The 17006-nt window shown below is 38.1% G+C and carries 13 protein-coding genes and 7 tRNA genes; 10 read left to right on the plus strand and 10 right to left on the minus strand.

Going from position 1 to position 17006, the window contains the following annotated elements:
• The first annotated feature begins 430 nt into the window (after nt 1-430).
• A complete protein-coding gene (locus AAZR93_RS05870; RefSeq protein ID WP_294107904.1) occupies nt 431-1666 on the plus strand; it encodes an SLC13 family permease in 1236 nt (411 codons plus the stop codon).
• 86 nt (nt 1667-1752) lie between these two features.
• On the opposite strand, the gene AAZR93_RS05875 is transcribed toward AAZR93_RS05870, so the two are convergent.
• Entirely contained in the window at nt 1753-2490 is a 738-nt protein-coding gene (locus AAZR93_RS05875; RefSeq protein WP_294107903.1) for a cyclase family protein, read from the minus strand.
• A gap of 380 nt (nt 2491-2870) precedes the next feature.
• Complete coding sequence (locus AAZR93_RS05880) at nt 2871-3707, minus strand: MetQ/NlpA family ABC transporter substrate-binding protein (protein WP_434719232.1); 837 nt, start codon at nt 3705-3707, stop codon at nt 2871-2873.
• 215 nt (nt 3708-3922) lie between these two features.
• Between AAZR93_RS05880 and AAZR93_RS05885 the strand changes: the two genes are divergently transcribed.
• The 5 genes from AAZR93_RS05885 (at nt 3923) to AAZR93_RS05905 (ending at nt 10332) form a co-directional block, all read left to right on the plus strand.
• A complete protein-coding gene (locus AAZR93_RS05885; RefSeq protein WP_434719233.1) occupies nt 3923-5047 on the plus strand; it encodes a CMD domain-containing protein in 1125 nt (374 codons plus the stop codon).
• Nucleotides 5048-5051: 4 nt separating this feature from the next.
• Complete coding sequence (locus AAZR93_RS05890) at nt 5052-6509, plus strand: FAD/NAD(P)-binding protein (protein WP_434719234.1); 1458 nt, start codon at nt 5052-5054, stop codon at nt 6507-6509.
• 3 nt (nt 6510-6512) lie between these two features.
• Nucleotides 6513-7526, plus strand: a complete 1014-nt coding sequence (locus tag AAZR93_RS05895; RefSeq protein ID WP_336430859.1) for a methionine ABC transporter ATP-binding protein — start codon at nt 6513-6515, stop codon at nt 7524-7526.
• Nucleotides 7523-8191 carry a methionine ABC transporter permease gene (locus AAZR93_RS05900; protein ID WP_434719235.1) on the plus strand — a complete coding sequence of 223 codons (669 nt, stop codon included), beginning with the start codon at nt 7523-7525 and terminating at the stop codon, nt 8189-8191. The genes AAZR93_RS05895 and AAZR93_RS05900 overlap by 4 nt, the downstream gene beginning before the upstream one ends.
• Before the next feature lie 374 nt (nt 8192-8565).
• Entirely contained in the window at nt 8566-10332 is a 1767-nt protein-coding gene (locus AAZR93_RS05905) for a potassium/proton antiporter (RefSeq protein ID WP_434719236.1), read from the plus strand.
• Between the two features lie 278 nt (nt 10333-10610).
• Here AAZR93_RS05905 and AAZR93_RS05910 read toward each other — a convergent pair whose 3' ends face one another.
• The 6 genes from AAZR93_RS05910 to AAZR93_RS05935 all read right to left on the minus strand — a co-directional run bounded on the left by AAZR93_RS05910 (nt 10611) and on the right by AAZR93_RS05935 (nt 13083).
• Nucleotides 10611-10904, minus strand: a complete 294-nt coding sequence (locus AAZR93_RS05910) for a helix-turn-helix domain-containing protein (protein WP_294107888.1) — start codon at nt 10902-10904, stop codon at nt 10611-10613.
• Nucleotides 10905-12559: 1655 nt separating this feature from the next.
• Nucleotides 12560-12635 (minus strand) — tRNA-Lys (locus AAZR93_RS05915).
• Nucleotides 12636-12672: 37 nt separating this feature from the next.
• Nucleotides 12673-12748: transfer RNA gene (locus AAZR93_RS05920), tRNA-Lys, on the minus strand.
• 39 nt (nt 12749-12787) lie between these two features.
• A tRNA-Val gene (locus AAZR93_RS05925) sits at nt 12788-12863 on the minus strand.
• 35 nt (nt 12864-12898) lie between these two features.
• Nucleotides 12899-12974 (minus strand) — tRNA-Val (locus AAZR93_RS05930).
• 33 nt (nt 12975-13007) lie between these two features.
• Nucleotides 13008-13083 (minus strand) — tRNA-Val (locus AAZR93_RS05935).
• Between the two features lie 456 nt (nt 13084-13539).
• Between AAZR93_RS05935 and gltX the strand changes: the two genes are divergently transcribed.
• The 3 genes from gltX to AAZR93_RS05950 all read left to right on the plus strand — a co-directional run bounded on the left by gltX (nt 13540) and on the right by AAZR93_RS05950 (nt 15369).
• Nucleotides 13540-14961 (plus strand): glutamate--tRNA ligase, encoded by a 1422-nt coding sequence (gene gltX / locus AAZR93_RS05940; RefSeq protein ID WP_294350066.1) that lies wholly within the window; start codon nt 13540-13542, stop codon nt 14959-14961.
• Between the two features lie 191 nt (nt 14962-15152).
• Nucleotides 15153-15228: transfer RNA gene (locus tag AAZR93_RS05945), tRNA-Ala, on the plus strand.
• Nucleotides 15229-15293: 65 nt separating this feature from the next.
• Nucleotides 15294-15369: transfer RNA gene (locus AAZR93_RS05950), tRNA-Ala, on the plus strand.
• Nucleotides 15370-15449: 80 nt separating this feature from the next.
• Here AAZR93_RS05950 and AAZR93_RS05955 read toward each other — a convergent pair.
• Nucleotides 15450-16202 (minus strand): SDR family NAD(P)-dependent oxidoreductase, encoded by a 753-nt coding sequence (locus AAZR93_RS05955; protein WP_434719237.1) that lies wholly within the window; start codon nt 16200-16202, stop codon nt 15450-15452.
• A gap of 134 nt (nt 16203-16336) precedes the next feature.
• On the opposite strand from AAZR93_RS05955, the gene AAZR93_RS05960 reads away from it, so the two are divergent.
• Nucleotides 16337-16753, plus strand: a complete 417-nt coding sequence (locus AAZR93_RS05960; protein ID WP_294110674.1) for a MarR family winged helix-turn-helix transcriptional regulator — start codon at nt 16337-16339, stop codon at nt 16751-16753.
• 11 nt (nt 16754-16764) lie between these two features.
• Here the strand turns inward: AAZR93_RS05960 and AAZR93_RS05965 are convergent, their stop codons facing one another.
• A complete protein-coding gene (locus AAZR93_RS05965) occupies nt 16765-16980 on the minus strand; it encodes a DUF3820 family protein (RefSeq protein WP_294110672.1) in 216 nt (71 codons plus the stop codon).
• Between the last annotated feature and the right edge of the window lie 26 nt (nt 16981-17006).

Here is a 17006-nt window from a genome sequence, read left to right on the forward strand (position 1 = left end):
ACAAATTAATCATGTTATTTAATTACATTGAGTTATTTTTACACAAAAATCCTTTTTTATGTGATGTTGATCACTTATTTTGTTAGCCTGTTTTTTATAAATTAGTGACTTTGATCACGAAATATTTTCATGTTCATGACCTTTTTAACATTTGAATTCATTTAAAATTAGTTTTATTTACGCATAATTTATTTTGTAATAAAATTTCAGCATATATTTCAAGTTTAAATAAAAACCACTTTATGCTTTAAAACGCCTATTTTTCGTCAACAACTCTTGCTTATCTTACATATCGTCAGCGACTATTCTTTTTGCGATGCTCATTATTGGGAATAAACGCAACTTATTATTATTAAAGATTATTTAATCTTGCCTCCATGGTTATTCACCGCTAAATTAAGCATAATTTAACTCGAAAAATGTGATTGCTATGACGCTAACTATTATTATTTTCCTACTGGTTTATATCGCAATGGGTTTTGGCAAACTACCCGGCTTTAAAGTTGATAGAACAGGTGCGGCGGTTATTGGTGCCTTGGCAATGATGGCAATAGGTAGCATTACCCCGCCACACGCTTGGAATTCAATTGATTATAGAACTATAGGCATGTTGTTTGGTTTGATGGTAGTTTCTGCATCGTTTGTGGTCTCTGGCTTTTATAGTTGGACGGCTGACCGTGTTGCGATGTTAAAGGTTAGTGCGCCAACATTGCTTGCCGTATTAATTGCAGTAGGAGGGCTACTTTCTGCCTTATTAACAAATGATGTCGTTGTCGTGGCGATGACGCCTTTATTAGTCTCTATTACCTTATCTCGTGGCCTTAATCCTATTCCCTTTTTATTAGGATTCTGTTTTGCCGCCAATAATGGTGCCGCTGGCTCATTAATTGGTAGTCCACAAAATATGATTGCAGCACAAGGTCTGGACCTTTCATTTGTTGGGTTAATTCAAGCAGCGGCTATTCCTGCTCTTCTTTCATTACCAATCACTTGGTTAGTTTTAGTTTGGCTTTATCGTAACCGTTGGTATTTAGCGAAAGAAACAACACAAATACCTAGCACACAATCACAATCAGAAAAACTCAATATTTGGGAAACAACAAAAGCAGGTATCATCACCTTCGCTGTTATCGTTGCTTTTGTCGCTACTGATATTCCAAGGGAACTCATAGCGTTAACTGCGGCAGGCTTTTTACTGCTTAATCGTTCTATCGCTTCAAGTGATATGTTAAAACTGGTTGATGGCAATCTTTTATTACTGATCATGGGGTTATTTGTAGTCAACGCGGCTTTTGCATCAACTGGTTTACCACAACAATTACTAAATGATTTGCGTAGTCATGGGGTTGAATTAAATAATCCAATTGTTTTATTTTTAGTCACTGGCGTACTCAGTACTATTGTGGGAAATAACCCATCAGTAATGCTACTGGTTCCATTTTTATCTCCTGACGGCAATGCGGATTCATTAGGCGCTGCACTCGTTTTGGGTTCTGGATTTTCCAGTAATTTATTTGTTTTCGGTAGTTTAGCTGGCATCATTGTTGTCGAACAATCCGCAGCATATGGCGTGAAAATCTCATTTACAGAATTTGCTAAATCAGGTGGTATTGTCGCCGCGCTGTGTATGCTACTTGCCGCTGCGTGGATATTAATCGCTTTATAATTTGATGGCACCAATTTGCGCTATTACCTACAAATTGGTGCATTTTAACTTAGAAAGTCACGTTTAAATTTAAAGTAAGAATAGTATTACGGAAGAATAGCAAAAGAGCGAACCGGAAAACCACTCGCATTATTAGGTTTAGCGACAACGTTAAAAATAACCGCCCCTCGAGTCGGAAGTTGGTCTAAATTTGCCATCAACTCAACTTGGTACGTGTCTTGCTCTAAAACATAATATTCAGCCAATAATGCATTATTTTGACGAAAATCTTTTGCTGCATCGGTATCAAAAGTCTCATGTCCAATGGCTTTAACGCCTCGTTCTTCAAATAAAAATTTGAGCGCATCGATTCCCCAACCTGGTATTTGGTTTTTACCTTCTTTATCTTTATTATCCATAGCCTCTTGAGACGGCCAGCGGTGACTCCAATCAGTTCGTAACGCGACAAAAGTACCAGACTCTATTTGTCCATGTTGTTGCTCAAATAAGATTACATCTTCACGAGAAAATGAGAAATTAGGGTCTTGTTTCGCTCTTGACGATTGATCAATCACAATAAGTGGCAATACTAATTCTTTAAGTTCCAATTCATGTAAATAACGCTTTCCTTCAACAAAATGGCATGGTGCATCAATATGAGTGCCATATTGTCCAGGAAACGTAAATTGTTGTGCAAAAAATCCGTCGGGATAACCAAATAGCGTTTTGAATTCAGCAGGTTCAAACATAAAAAAATGAGGTGAGTCTTTATCAAAACGGTGAGTCAAATCAATCCACGTTTTTGATTTAAGTATATTAAGTGCATTAATCAGTTCATTAGCCATCTAGTTTCCCCTGTTTGGTTCATTTTAAACGCTTTCCAGCAATTATTTTTGTGTTATGACATTTATTTATTTTAATATTAAATAACTAAATTAACTTGTCTACACTTCTAATACGAATGTTTTTCATGTTGAATTTGAAATGAAAACTGGCAGTAAGATATAATGTGAAAAATAATTAAAAATATAATGATAGCTCTCAAATATCATTTAGTTATTGTGACTAACATGTTTTGAAATGAAAACGCTAACTAATAAGATGTGTTCTAAACAGCTGATACTGTAATAACGTTAAGTACTCACATTAAATATACCGAATCACATAGAAACTATATGATTCGGCAAGCAGAATAATGCTAAACACGCGGTTATTCTTAATATAATTAATATTTAGTCCAGCTTGCAGGTTCAATGAATCCATCATATATGCGCTGAGAGCGAATATAATCTGCGTATTCTTTAGAATCAAAAGCGTCTTTTAAATCTTTAGCCCACTGCGCATCGACATCTTTTTGTAATACAGTGACGATAATACGATGCTCTAATGGTGAATTTTCAACCACAAGCCCATCAGCTATTCGTTGTCCTGCACTTGCCACATAGTTACCATTAACCACGACAAAATCAACATCATCTAATAAACGTAATCCTTGCGCGGCATCAGTTTCACGAATATCTAAATTATATTTTCCAGGTTCAATATCATTCACACTGAAGCTTAATGTGCTGACATTAGGTTTTATTTTTATCCAACCCAATTGCTCTAAAATTCGTGCGCCGCGCTCTGCATTTACCGGATCATTTGATAACGCGACAATCATGCCATCTTTCACTTCATCTAATGACTTATGTTTATTAGAACGCAAGCTCTGTGGCGCGCTTGGCGAGTCCGTCAATGCCACCATATTGATATTATTTTTTTTATTGTATGCATCCATATATGCACGACTTTGATTAACCGATGCATCAATTGCGCCCTCTTCAAACGCTGGGTTTATTTGCCTGTTTTGAGAAAATTGGCGCAAATTTACTGTATAACCTTTTTTCTCTAAGATGGGCACAATGCCTTTATCAACTTGGTCGATGTAGTTTCCAACCCCAAAACCAATCGTAATTTGTTTTTTATTTGGATTATCTTTCTCACTACTATCACCACACGCCACGAGTGTAACAATTGCAGTTGCGATGAGTGAAAGACTTATTAATTTTTGTTTTAACATATGTAACAACCCTGTAATGATATTTTGGGCAGTATAGACATAATTTTTTGATTCTACTTAGACCAGATCGTTATAACTTAAAACCAAAAGCATATATATATTTAATTATAATTCCATTTAGTTATATACATATAACAATTCATTCGTTCGATAAATGATGTGCATGATATGTAATGAAGGAGATAAAAAAACGTTTAAAAAAAGTGAGTTATTTTATGACAATTTTTAATACTGATTTAATTGATTCCCTGACTAATTTAACGCCAGAATCTCATTTAGCAAAAATACGCCAAGAACGATTGGTTGCGACCGAAAATACACAAGCGGCTTTTGAGGCGATTTTTTCCACGCCCTCAGACCTACTACCTATCAATGTGAAATATCATTTCGCTCTCGAAGTCGCCACGCTGACAGGAAGCCAAAGTTTAATCCATTTTTATAGCCAACTGTTGCTGTCGCAAACACCAATTACATCAACACCAGGTTTCGAAGCCGCCAAAAAATATCTTCAAATATTAACTTCGTCGCCAAAAGAAACCGATTATTCGCTCATTGAACAATTAACCGATCATGGTTGGCAAAATGCAGATATTGTTTTATTAGCCCAGTTAATCACTTTTGTCACCTATCAAGCCCGTTTAGTCGAGGGTTTAAATTTATTGCAAGGCCATAATAGTGACCATAGCAATATAACAAAAATTAAAGCTGGGAAATGGAATAGTCGTCCATTAAGTCGGCATGGAAAACCATCACCAATCGCATTTACACAAGATGAATTGGGTTGGGAGGCTTGGTTAGATGCCAGAGCCGTAAACACGCTCAGTGCCGATGAAGCCCAAGTAATGAAAAAATTCGGTCAACTTAGTTCTGAATATTTTTTATTACTCGCCCACCACAGCAGAATTTTAGAAATTCGTACATTGATTGATCGCGGCGTTTTCTATACATCAGGCGGTTTACCGCGTTGGGAACGTGAATATGCAGCAGCTGTAGTGAGTAAAGTTAACGGCTGTATTTATTGTGCTTCCGTCCATGCACGTAAAGCGAGTCAATATGCAAAAGAGCGCCGTAATGATGTGGATAAATTATTAGCAACAGCCACAGGCTCTATTTTAGCTGAAGGTTTTGATGATAGGTTGCTCGCTATTACTGATTTAGTGGCATCTTTGTCTGCGACACCAATTCAATCATCAACCTCACAAATTGATAGGCTGCGAGAGTTAGGTTTGTCTGAATTGGAATTAGTCGATTTAATCCAATCTAGTGCCTTTTTTTCATGGGCCAACCGCTTAATGTTATCGCTCGGTGAACCCTTTGAAATTGTAGAGAACAAGGAGTAATTCAATGGAACGAATTGAGGGTTTACTCGCTCTGGAAGAGCAAATAAGACTAGATTTACAATATTTAAATTTACCGATCGCGACATGGTCATTATCCAATAAAGACTCACTTCATCAAATTGATGTCGCGATTATTGGTGCTGGTATGTCAGGGGTTACTGCCGCTTTTGCACTCAAATTACGCGGCATTAATGCAACAGTATTTGACCAAGCAAAAACAGGTAAAGAAGGTCCGTGGCAAAAGCCAGCATTAATGGAAACATTACGTTCACCAAAACACGTTGTTGGTCCTGCACTTGCTTCCCCGTCATTAACCTTTCAAGCGTGGTTTAAAGTACAATTTGGTGAAGATGCATGGGAAAAACTGGATAAAATTCCGCGCTTACAATGGGGTGAATATTTACAGTGGTTCAAATCCATAACTGAACCTCAGGTTTTTAATCAATATCAATTAATTGATATACAGCTCAGTACGAATGGCAGCGAACTCTTCTTTAACACACCGGAAGGCACGAAGTGCTATATCGCGAAGCATGTCATCTTAGCAACGGGTATGGAATCTTTTAGTGAGCCTAACATCCCTGACTTTATGGCACAGATCCCAACATCTTATTGGGAACATTCATACGCTGGTAGTGATTATAGCCGCTTTAAAGGCCTGGATATTGGTGTCGTTGGTTATAGCGCGGGAGCGATGGATAGTTCGGCCACGGCACTTGAGCAAGGTGCAAATTCAGTCGAAATATTAATTCGTGCAAGTGATATGCCCCGCGTTAACCGTGGCAAGGTTGCTGGAAGTCCAGGTTTCACTCATGCATATGCTTATTTCTCTGATGCGCAAAAATGGCATTATGCCGATTATGTCGCTAAAGCAAAAACCCCTGCACCACATGGCAGTACATTGCGAGTTTCTCGCCATGATAATGCCTATTTCAACTTTAATTCCCCCATTAAACAGGTTGCATTAAATAATGGGAAATTACAGGTTACAACAGCTAATGATAAATTCACCTTTGATTATCTTATATTAGCGACGGGTTATCGTATTAATTGGTTTAAACAAACCGCCTTTAATAAGTTAACGCCCTATATTCAAACTTGGGGTGATGTATATACGCCACCGCAAGCTGAAGAGAATAGTGAATTAGCCTCTCATCCCTACCTTGGCTCACATTTTGAATTACAACCTAAAACAGGGTGTGACTTGCCTGAATTAAACAAACTTTATTGTTTTAATTTAAGTGCATCTTTGAGCATGGGACCTGTCATTGGCTTAATACCCGGCACGAATACCGGTGCTGAAAGACTCGCAGACCATATAGCGGCTCAATTATACCTCGCCTATCAAGAGCAACATCTTGATTTAGTTAAAACAAGCACTGAAGCAGAACTTTTAGGTGATGAATGGCAAGCCGCTCTTTCACCAACAGAACGTATGCAACTAACCGATAATGTGGAGTAAATCATGATCACATTTCAAAATGTCCAAAAAGTATATGAAAAAGATGGGCAATCTTTAGTTGCGTTGCAAGATATTAATTTGCAAATCAATAAAGGCGATATATTTGGTTTTATTGGTTATAGCGGCGCGGGTAAAAGCTCTCTCATTCGCTTAGTCAATCAATTAGAAAAGCCGACCAGTGGTGCTGTAATTATTGATGGCCAAAATATTGCCCATCACAGCCCTGCTGAAATTCGTGCCCATAAAAGAAATATTGGCATGATCTTTCAACATTTTAATTTATTAGAAACCAAAACAGTCGCGCAAAATATTTCAATGCCACTGGTTCTGCTCGGACTTGATAAGCAAGAGATCAATCGCCGAGTCGATAACATCCTTGAATACGTCGAGTTAAGCGATAAAAAACATCAATATCCTGGGCAATTATCCGGGGGACAAAAGCAGCGAGTTGGTATTGCCCGTGCATTAATTAATAATCCTGAAATATTACTTTGTGATGAAGCCACATCAGCACTTGATCCACAAACAACTCGCTCAATTTTAGCGTTGCTGCAAAAAATCAGTCGTGAACAAAAGATAACTATTTTATTAGTCACTCATGAAATGGAAGTCATTGAACAAGTTTGTAATCGTGTTGCCGTCATGGAGTCAGGGCGAATTGTAGAGGAAGGAACCGTATTAAATATCTTTGCTCAACCTCAACATTTAACGACACAAAAATTTGTTCGTACGGTTTTAAATGAAGAAATTCCTGAACGTGTTCTTCACAATCTTGAACATCAACAAGATGTGTATCGATTAGAGTTTTTGGGTAAATCCGCTCAAGAACCGGTTGTTAATGAGCTCATTGTGCAAAATATTGTCAAAATAAATATCTTGTTTGCCAATATGAAAGAAATTAGCGGCGTGGTACTTGGCAGTATGTTTGTACAAATAATTGGTGAGAAAGAACAAATTGATGATGCGGTGAATTTCTTACGTCTCCGTGGCGTAGCAGTAAATAAGGGGGCATTATGACACAAATTTTTGAGACGGCACTCACTAGTAAACAATTTTTATTAGCGATGTCAGAAACCTTTACTATGGTGAGTATTGCCCTTGTACTTGGCTCATTATTTGGGATTTTATTAGGCATTTTACTGGTTGTAACAAGGCAGGACGGTATTTGGGAAAATAAATGTATTTATCGAATTGTTAACCCTATTATAAATACTATTCGCTCTCTACCTTTTATTATTTTATTAGTTGCCATGATCCCTCTAACACGATTCATGGTAGGAACATCAATAGGAACTACTGCTGCGATAGTGCCTTTAGTTATTTATATTGCCCCTTATACTGCACGTTTAGTCGAGAACTCTCTTCTTGGCGTTCACTCCGGCATCATTGAAGCGGCAGATGCAATGGGCGCAACCAATTGGCAAATTATCTGGCACTTTATTTTACCCGAAGCCAAGTCGTCATTAATATTAAGTTTGACTGCGGCAAGTATTACATTAGTTGGCGCAACGGCGATGGCAGGTGCTGTTGGCGGTGGAGGTATCGGTGATTTAGCGCTCAACTATGGGTACCAACGTTTTGATAATGTTGCGATGGCAATCACAGTAGTCACTTTAGTGATTATTGTTCAAGGCATGCAACTTATTGGTGATTACTTAGCGAAGAAAGCACGTTTTCATTAACTTAATTGAGGTCGATATTATCATTATATCGACCTTGTTAGCTTTTCATCGATGCTACCAATGCAATTCACTAACCCCTTCTTTCATCTGCACTCACGTTTAATCAACATTCTCAACAATGGTATCTATCAACAATCTATCAATACCTATCAATGTTGAATCGATTAGTCTAGCTGTAATGATATTCATCGTTGGAATAAATTGCATATTAATTATTTATAATGCGACAAAATAACAATTTATTTACCTATTTTATATTATAATCATGATGATATACCTTTTAATATTTGCTCTTGGTATGCCATGAAAATAGCCATTAGCTAAATATTTTTATTATTTTGTTGTGCTTTGTTATTACCTACATGCGCTTTGCGATGCATCGTCAGCGTTTTATTCACCTACAAATTAAACTGATTATGCCTACAATTGAACAATTAATCCTACTCACATCAATACTCATCCTACTCGGTATATTCTCGAGTAAATTATCCGCAAGGCTCGGCCTGCCGATGCTAGTTATGTTCCTTTTCATCGGTATGCTTGCAGGCGAGGATGGAATAGGAAAGATCACCTTTGATAACGTTAATGTTTCTTATGCTGTTGGCTCCCTTGCTCTGGCTTTAATTTTATTTGATGGTGGACTTCAAACATCTGTAAAATCTATTCGCCTAGTCTGGAAACCTGCATTTACTCTTGCCACTTTAGGCGTTTTAGTCACCGCTGGTGTAACGGGAGTGGCTGCCGCTTATATTTTAGGGATCCCATTACTTGAAGGTCTTTTATTAGGTGCGATTGTGGGTTCAACCGATGCCGCCGCCGTATTTTCATTGTTACGAAACGCCGGAATTTACCTCAATGAACGTCTTCAATCAACACTCGAAATTGAAAGTGCAACAAATGACCCAATGGCTATCTTTCTCACCGTAGGGTTATTACAACTATTAATGAACCAACAAGCTTCAGGTAGTGAGCTGGTCTTGCTATTTTTCAGTCAGATGGGCATTGGCACTGTTATTGGTCTAACGGTGGGCTGGGTATCCGTTAAGATAATTAACAAAATTAAATTAATGGCAACGGGGCTTTACCCTGTACTCGTCGCAGCATGTGGTTTACTTTCATTTGGATTAGCGAGTAATTTAGAGGGTAGCGGATTTCTTTCTATTTTTGTCACCGGTGTCGTGATTGGAAATCATCGATTTGTTTTCCAACGCAACACATTTTTATTTCATGATGGTTTAGCATGGCTTAGCCAAATCATTATGTTTGTCATGTTAGGATTGCTAGTCAATCCAAGTTCATTGCTCGAAGTATGGCTTGAAGGCCTAGTTATCGCGTTAGTACTCACTTTTGTAGCCAGACCACTTGCCGTTATCCCAGTACTAAAACTATTTGGTTTCCCTAAACCAGAGATAGCCTTAATTTCTTGGGTTGGCTTACGTGGCTCAGTACCAATTATATTAGCTATTTTTCCTTTTATTTACGGCTTACCCGGCGCAAATTTAATTTTTGATGTTGTCTTTTTCGTCGTACTAATCTCAGCAACCTTGCAAGGCTCAACACTACCTTATGTCGCACGTAAGCTTAATTTAATGCAGCCACCACCGCTTATTCCGGCTGCAACTTTAGATATTACTGCTGTAGACCAAATAGATGCCGATTTAGTGGAATATACATTAGGTGAAGATTGTTCTGCTGTAGGTAGACGCTTATCTCAATTAGCATTACCTGACCAAACTGTTATTGCAATGATCACTCGAGGTAAATCAGTACTACCCCCTAGAGGTTCAACACAACTTTTTGCTAATGACCATTTATTTGTTGTCCTTAAACCTGAGAACAGACTTTTTCTTGAACATCTTTTTTCAGAAAAAATATCACCTGAGTTTGAGGCTGTAGAATTACCGTCTACAGGCTTAAGTCTTAAAGGTACAACTCGATTAAATGAGATATATGCTTCTTATGGCATACGTATTGACGAAAATGACGATATCACATTAGACAAATTTATTTATGCCAATACTACAACTGAACCAACTCAAGGCAGCGTGATAAAATTAGAACATTTACAGCTGAAGATAGTTGAAATGATCGATACTCGTATTGTTACTGTAATATTAGAACCTATTGATGGTACAGACTAATGAATTCCCATTTTCTTTACGCTATTTACGTTATTCATTAAAACTTATGTTCAACTTAAATTTATATTAATAACCAAAAAATATATCTTAGATAAAATAAAAGCCCGTAATGGGCTTTTATTTTCATAATTACACACTATTCGAGAGAAGATAATATATGAGTATGACCATTAGCATAATTATAATAACCACACGCACACTTATGCCCTTAATTGAAGCAATTAAGAAATCAAACTTTAATTAAGTTCCATTTTGAAACATAAGTATTAAATATATTATTAAACTAGAGAATAAACTGAATCATCAAATCCTTTTGTTTCTCTGCTCTCTACTGACTGGACATCATCATGCAGAATCTCACTAAAGAATTCGCCCATGTTAATATCTAATACTTTCAATACTCGCACTAGACAATCTATATCGATACGATTCACACCGCGCTCATAACGAAATAGTTGTTGTTCACTGATATCAATCTCTTTAGCTAACTGAAAGACTGTAAAGCCTTGAGCTTTTCTCAATGATTTTATTTTTTGTCCAACTGCACAAGCGACAGGATATTTTGTATTCATAAACATTCTCGCTTCAATTTATATTATTGAATTAAAAAACAGCAGGTACTTCACTGCGTTTCTCTATTGTTATCTTTATATGGATATAGCCATTAATTATGATACTAACGATTCAGCATATATCTCGAGACGAATGATATACTAGCCATCTAATTAGTTTCAACTAGTCTAAAAATGACATTGCAACTATGTAACAAAAAATTACGATAATTACATATGATTTAAGTATTGAAATTAAGTCAATAATTTCAATTAGTTAAGAGGTTAAGCGATAAGTGAGTAATGAGCGTACCTTGCAGTACCGACAGTTCATGGTCAGAATAATACACTAAAATGTAGTCATTTGCCCGATAAAAAATCCAAAAATAAAGGAAATAAACAGAATAATTTAACACTGTAACAAATTTGATGATTGCTTTTCAACATATTCGTTTTATGAGTATATGAAGTGAGATAAATGATTAAATTCTGTAAAATAAGGTAAAAGTTATACATTTTATATATATAATCATATTCTACTACCTACTATCAATGACATACATTGATGATATTTAGTTACAACCCACATTAAATTTGCTCGATTTTTAAAGTAGCCTTAGAAATTTACTCACTTAGCCTATTCAAGATAACAAAACATTAACGTTAAAAACGTTTAGTATTCACTTTACTTGATGAACATCACAAAAATATGAAAAATAAATGACGTATTTAATTTAGTTTAATTGTTTTTTTGACCTCAAAGATTAAACTGACAAACAAATAGTCTACTAAATTTGAATATAAAGACATTTAAATCTAACTACTGTACCTTCAGCGATTTCATTTCTCTAAGATAAGACAAATTTTATTGTATTGCCATTTTCAATAATCCAACGACTCAATTAACTATTGTGATAATAAAATAGTACATAGTTTAATTACGTCACATTCTCTCAAATGTTAATATTTTAATGATCTCCTATTTTAGTTAACTGGCTTATTGCTCTTTTTTAAATCTATTAGTTAATAAGAATAAGAAAAGTGCCTTTATACGTCCCTCTTTGACGGGTCGAACCTGCAACCAGCTTATCGAGATATCTGCAAGTTTACTACTGAGTAATGGTTTATCTATTGGTATGGGATTTTTTTTAGATGGTGGGCCGTGCGGGATTTTTCAGCCTTCGGCTTCACCCTACGGGTCGAACCTGCAACCAGCTTATCGAGATATCTGCGAGTTTACTACTGAGTAATAGTTTATTTAGTGGTATGGGATTTTTGTTTAGATGGTGGGCCGTGCGGGATTTTTCAGCCTTCGGCTTCACCCTACGGGTCGAACCTGCAACCAGCTTATCGAGATATCTGCAAGTTTACTACTGAGTAATGGTCTATCTATTGGTATGGGATTTTTATTTAGATGGTGGGCCGTGCGGGATTTTTCAGCCTTCGGCTTCACCCTACGGGTCGAACCTGCAACCAGCTTATCGAGAGATCTGCGAGTTTACTACTGAGTAATGGATTATCTATTGGTATGGGATTTTTATTTAGATGGTGGGCCGTGCGGGATTTTTCAGCCTTCGGCTTCACCCTACGGGTCGAACCTGCAACCAGCTTATCGAGATATCTGCAAGTTTACTACTGAGTAATGATCTATCTATTGGTATGGGATTTTTTTTAGATGGTGGGCCGTGCGGGATTCGAACCTGCGACCAATTGATTAAAAGTCAACTGCTCTACCGACTGAGCTAACGGCCCATCTATTAGGATGGTTTAATGCTTTAAAACTTTAAGATGGTGGGCCGTGCGGGATTCGAACCTGCGACCAATTGATTAAAAGTCAACTGCTCTACCGACTGAGCTAACGGCCCATCTTAATAACTGCCTGATAATGCGAGTAACAAATGAAGTGGTGGGCGATAGCGGGCTCGAACCACTGACCCCCTCCTTGTAAGGGAGGTGCTCTACCAACTGAGCTAATCGCCCACTTCATGACATGTACCACATTTTGAATAAGTAATTGGTGGGCGATAGCGGGCTCGAACCACTGACCCCCTCCTTGTAAGGGAGGTGCTCTACCAACTGAGCTAATCGCCCAATTACTTAATCTTCTTACTTCATCGTCGACAGTGGTGGGCGATAGCGGGCTCGAACCACTGACCCCCTCCTTGTAAGGGAGGTGCTCTACCAACTGAGCTAATCGCCCTGTCGTCGATGGAGGTGCATTATAGGGATACTACGTTGTGAGTCAACGGTTTTTGAATAGATTTTTTCTGTTCGTTGCAAAAATAAGCAAGATGTTTCAATATTCACCAACAAAGCTTCCTATTTAATCAATTATCTACAATAACATCCTCATCAATCATCGTAAAAATGACATATTTTATTTTCTATCACGCTTCTTGAGCATATTTTCACTCAATTTATCGTTTTCTTTCACTGTAAAGCGATAACCTGATTGAGGAATCATTACAGGGTGATAGAATAGATAAACATTTTTAGCAATGCTAATGAGTTTCACGACAGAATAATTCACATCATTTATTAGTAATGTGTAATCTTTGATACCAGACATCATTCGTTTGAACATCTTAGTTATTCTGTAAATCGGTGAACATATAAAAGCGTAAAAAAATCACGTTTCGCAATTAAGGCAATCTCGATGAGTAAAATCAAAACCCGTTTTGCACCAAGTCCAACAGGCTACCTGCATGTCGGTGGTGCTCGTACCGCCCTCTACTCCTGGTTATTTAGTCGCCACAATCAGGGCGAATTTGTCCTGCGTATTGAAGACACCGACTTAGAACGTTCAACTCAGGAAGCTATCGATGCCATTATGGACGGTATGAACTGGTTGAATTTAAATTGGGATGAAGGCCCTTATTATCAAACTAAGCGCTTTGACCGCTATAACGCTGTCATTGACCAAATGTTGGAAGCTGGTACCGCTTATCACTGCTATTGCTCTAAAGAGCGTTTAGAAGCATTACGTGAACAGCAAATGGCCGATAACGAAAAGCCTCGTTATGACGGCTGCTGTCGTGACCATGCACATAACCATACACCGAGTGAACCCCATGTTGTTCGTTTTCGTAATCCACAAGAGGGTTCTGTTATTTTCAATGACACCATTCGTGGGCCAATCGAATTTAGCAACCAAGAACTTGACGACTTAATTATTCGCCGCACTGATGGTTCTCCAACTTACAACTTTTGTGTTGTTATTGATGACTGGGATATGGAAATCACTCACGTTATTCGTGGTGAAGATCATATTAATAATACCCCGCGTCAAATTAATATCTTAAAAGCCTTAGGGGCTCCTGTACCTGAGTATGCTCATGTCTCAATGATTTTAGGTGATGACGGTAAAAAACTATCTAAACGCCATGGTGCTGTGAGTGTGATGCAATACCGCGATGATGGTTATCTACCACAAGCGTTACTGAATTACTTAGTCAGACTCGGTTGGTCACATGGCGACCAAGAGATCTTTACTATTGAGGAAATGACTCAATACTTCAGCTTAGATGCCATTAGCAAATCTGCGAGTGCATTTAATACTGATAAATTATTGTGGCTAAATCACCATTACATCAATAATTTGCCTGCTGAAGAAGTTGCCGTACACCTTGCATGGCATATTGAGCAACAAAACATTGATACCAGCACAGGTCCTCAGCTCGTTGAATTAATTAAATTACTTGGTGAGCGTTGCAAAACATTGAAAGAAATGGCTGAATCTTGCCACTATTTCTATCAAGATTTTGATGAGTTTGATGCTGACGCAGCGAAAAAACATTTACGCCCTGTAGCTCGTCAACCTTTAGAGGTTGTTAAAGCAAAACTCGCCACGATCACGGATTGGACAGCTGAAAATGTTCACCAAGCCATTGAAGCAACAGCAGCTGAACTAGACGTGGGAATGGGTAAAGTCGGTATGCCATTGCGCGTCGCAGTGACAGGTGCTGGCCAATCTCCAGGACTCGATGTGACTGTACATGCGATTGGCCAATCTCGCTCAATTGCTCGTATCGATAAAGCATTAGATTTTATTGCGCAGCGCGAAGCCTCTGCACAATAATTCTAATCAATAATTGTTCAAATTACCCTCTCGTTACTGAGAGGGTAATACCTTTCTATTCTTTCAAGTACTAATTTCTATTTGATTGCAAAATGTTCTATATTTCAGCAATTAAACTTAAAAACCACATTATTTTATTGACACCCCAACCTAGCTTGAATATGATGCCTCCCGTCCAAAAGATTTTGTTTGGGGCTATAGCTCAGCTGGGAGAGCGCTTGCATGGCATGCAAGAGGTCAGCGGTTCGATCCCGCTTAGCTCCACCATCTAATTCCCTATTAGATGGCTCGTATTTAAACCTGAATTTAAATACAGCAAAAATCAACAAATTGGGGCTATAGCTCAGCTGGGAGAGCGCTTGCATGGCATGCAAGAGGTCAGCGGTTCGATCCCGCTTAGCTCCACCACTATTTTATAAGCCTTCCTGATTTAAAATTCCCTAAAATTAACGATGCAATACTGCGTTCTATATTTAATCCTATGTGTATCACTGTGCAGTATAACCACCATCAATAGGAATAAATGCGCCAGTAATAAAGCTACTGTCTTCGGATAATAAAAATCCAACCGTCTTAGCTATTTCGTCTCGCTGTGCCATACGGCCCATCGGATGGGTTGATGCCATCCACGCCTGTGTGGCTTGTGGTAATGCAGCAATATTTGGCGTTTCCACATAACCGGGACCAATAGCATTAACTCTAACTCCTTTTTTAGCATACTCTAGCGCCGTTGAGCGCGTTAAACCTACTACCGCATGTTTCGCCGCAGTATAAGGTGCAATGCCCGCTATCCCGACGACACCATTACAGGCTGATAAATTAACAACTGCGCCACCACCACTGCGTATAATAGCCTGAATACCGTATTTCAAGCCGTAAAATGTACCGTTAATATCGGTATTAATCACTTCATGCCAAGCTTCTAATGGGTAGTCTTCCACAGATACGCCATGAGGGCCGGTAACCCCTGCATTATTCACCAAGTAATGCAATCCACCGAGTTGCTTCTCAATGGCGTTTATTGTCACCTTAAAGGCTTCAGCATCGGTCACATCCATGACCATTGGAATAACTTTTTGTTGTTTTTCATCGATTCTCTTAGCCGCTTCAATCAATGACCCTTTGTGACGTCCTGTGATGATCACTGTTGCGCCGCATAGATATAAATATTGTGCGATGCCTTCCCCTACGCCTGTTGACGCTCCCGTTACCATCGCTATCTTATTCGTAAAATCTTGCATTTCTCAACCCTCACATGATTAACTTTAGTTAATTATATTTCATTGACTATATTTGATTAACTAAAGTTAATCAATCGCTCGTTTTATGTTTACAATGTCGTTATACTTAAATAAAGAACAATAGAGAGGCAATTATGTCTAATAAACTTGAAGATGCATTGTCATTGCTACAATGTACCCTTGTCGCACGCCGAATAAGTTTTACGCCTGAGCAAGTCACTTGGGGTCAGTATGATGTACTTGAGATATTACGTCTGAAAGGCGATTTGACACCGGGGCAATTAAGTCAACTACTTGGTATCTCACGACAAAATTTATCTAAATTTTTACGTGTTTTGAAGTCATATGATTTTGTGAGTCAATACCAATCAAAACAAGATAAACGAGAATTTATCACTCACCTTACAGATGCAGGACAGGATTTTTTACAACGAGCAGCAACAGGGCGTACAGAGAATGCGATGAAAATACAACAGGCTCTCACCGAAGAAGAGCAAGTGCTCTTTATTTCCCTCGCCAATAAGGTTACAAGCGCATTAGGTCATAAGTAAGCAGTAACTGCTTACTTACGCTTAAGTGGCTTTACAAGGCCATCTAGCCCTTCTATTTTTAATCCTAACGCCATCTCCATCAGTTGTCCTAAACGCCCAGCTGGAAATTCACCTTTTTTATAAAACCATAATAGATATTCCTCTGGCAAATCAATCAATATACATCCTTTATATTTGCCAAAAGGCATATAGGTATTTGCCATATCTATCAGATCTTGCTTTTCCATTTTGTCTCCCACAATAAAAAAACGGC

This window comes from Providencia sp. Je.9.19 (assembly GCF_051129765.1).
Lineage (GTDB): Bacteria > Pseudomonadota > Gammaproteobacteria > Enterobacterales > Enterobacteriaceae > Providencia.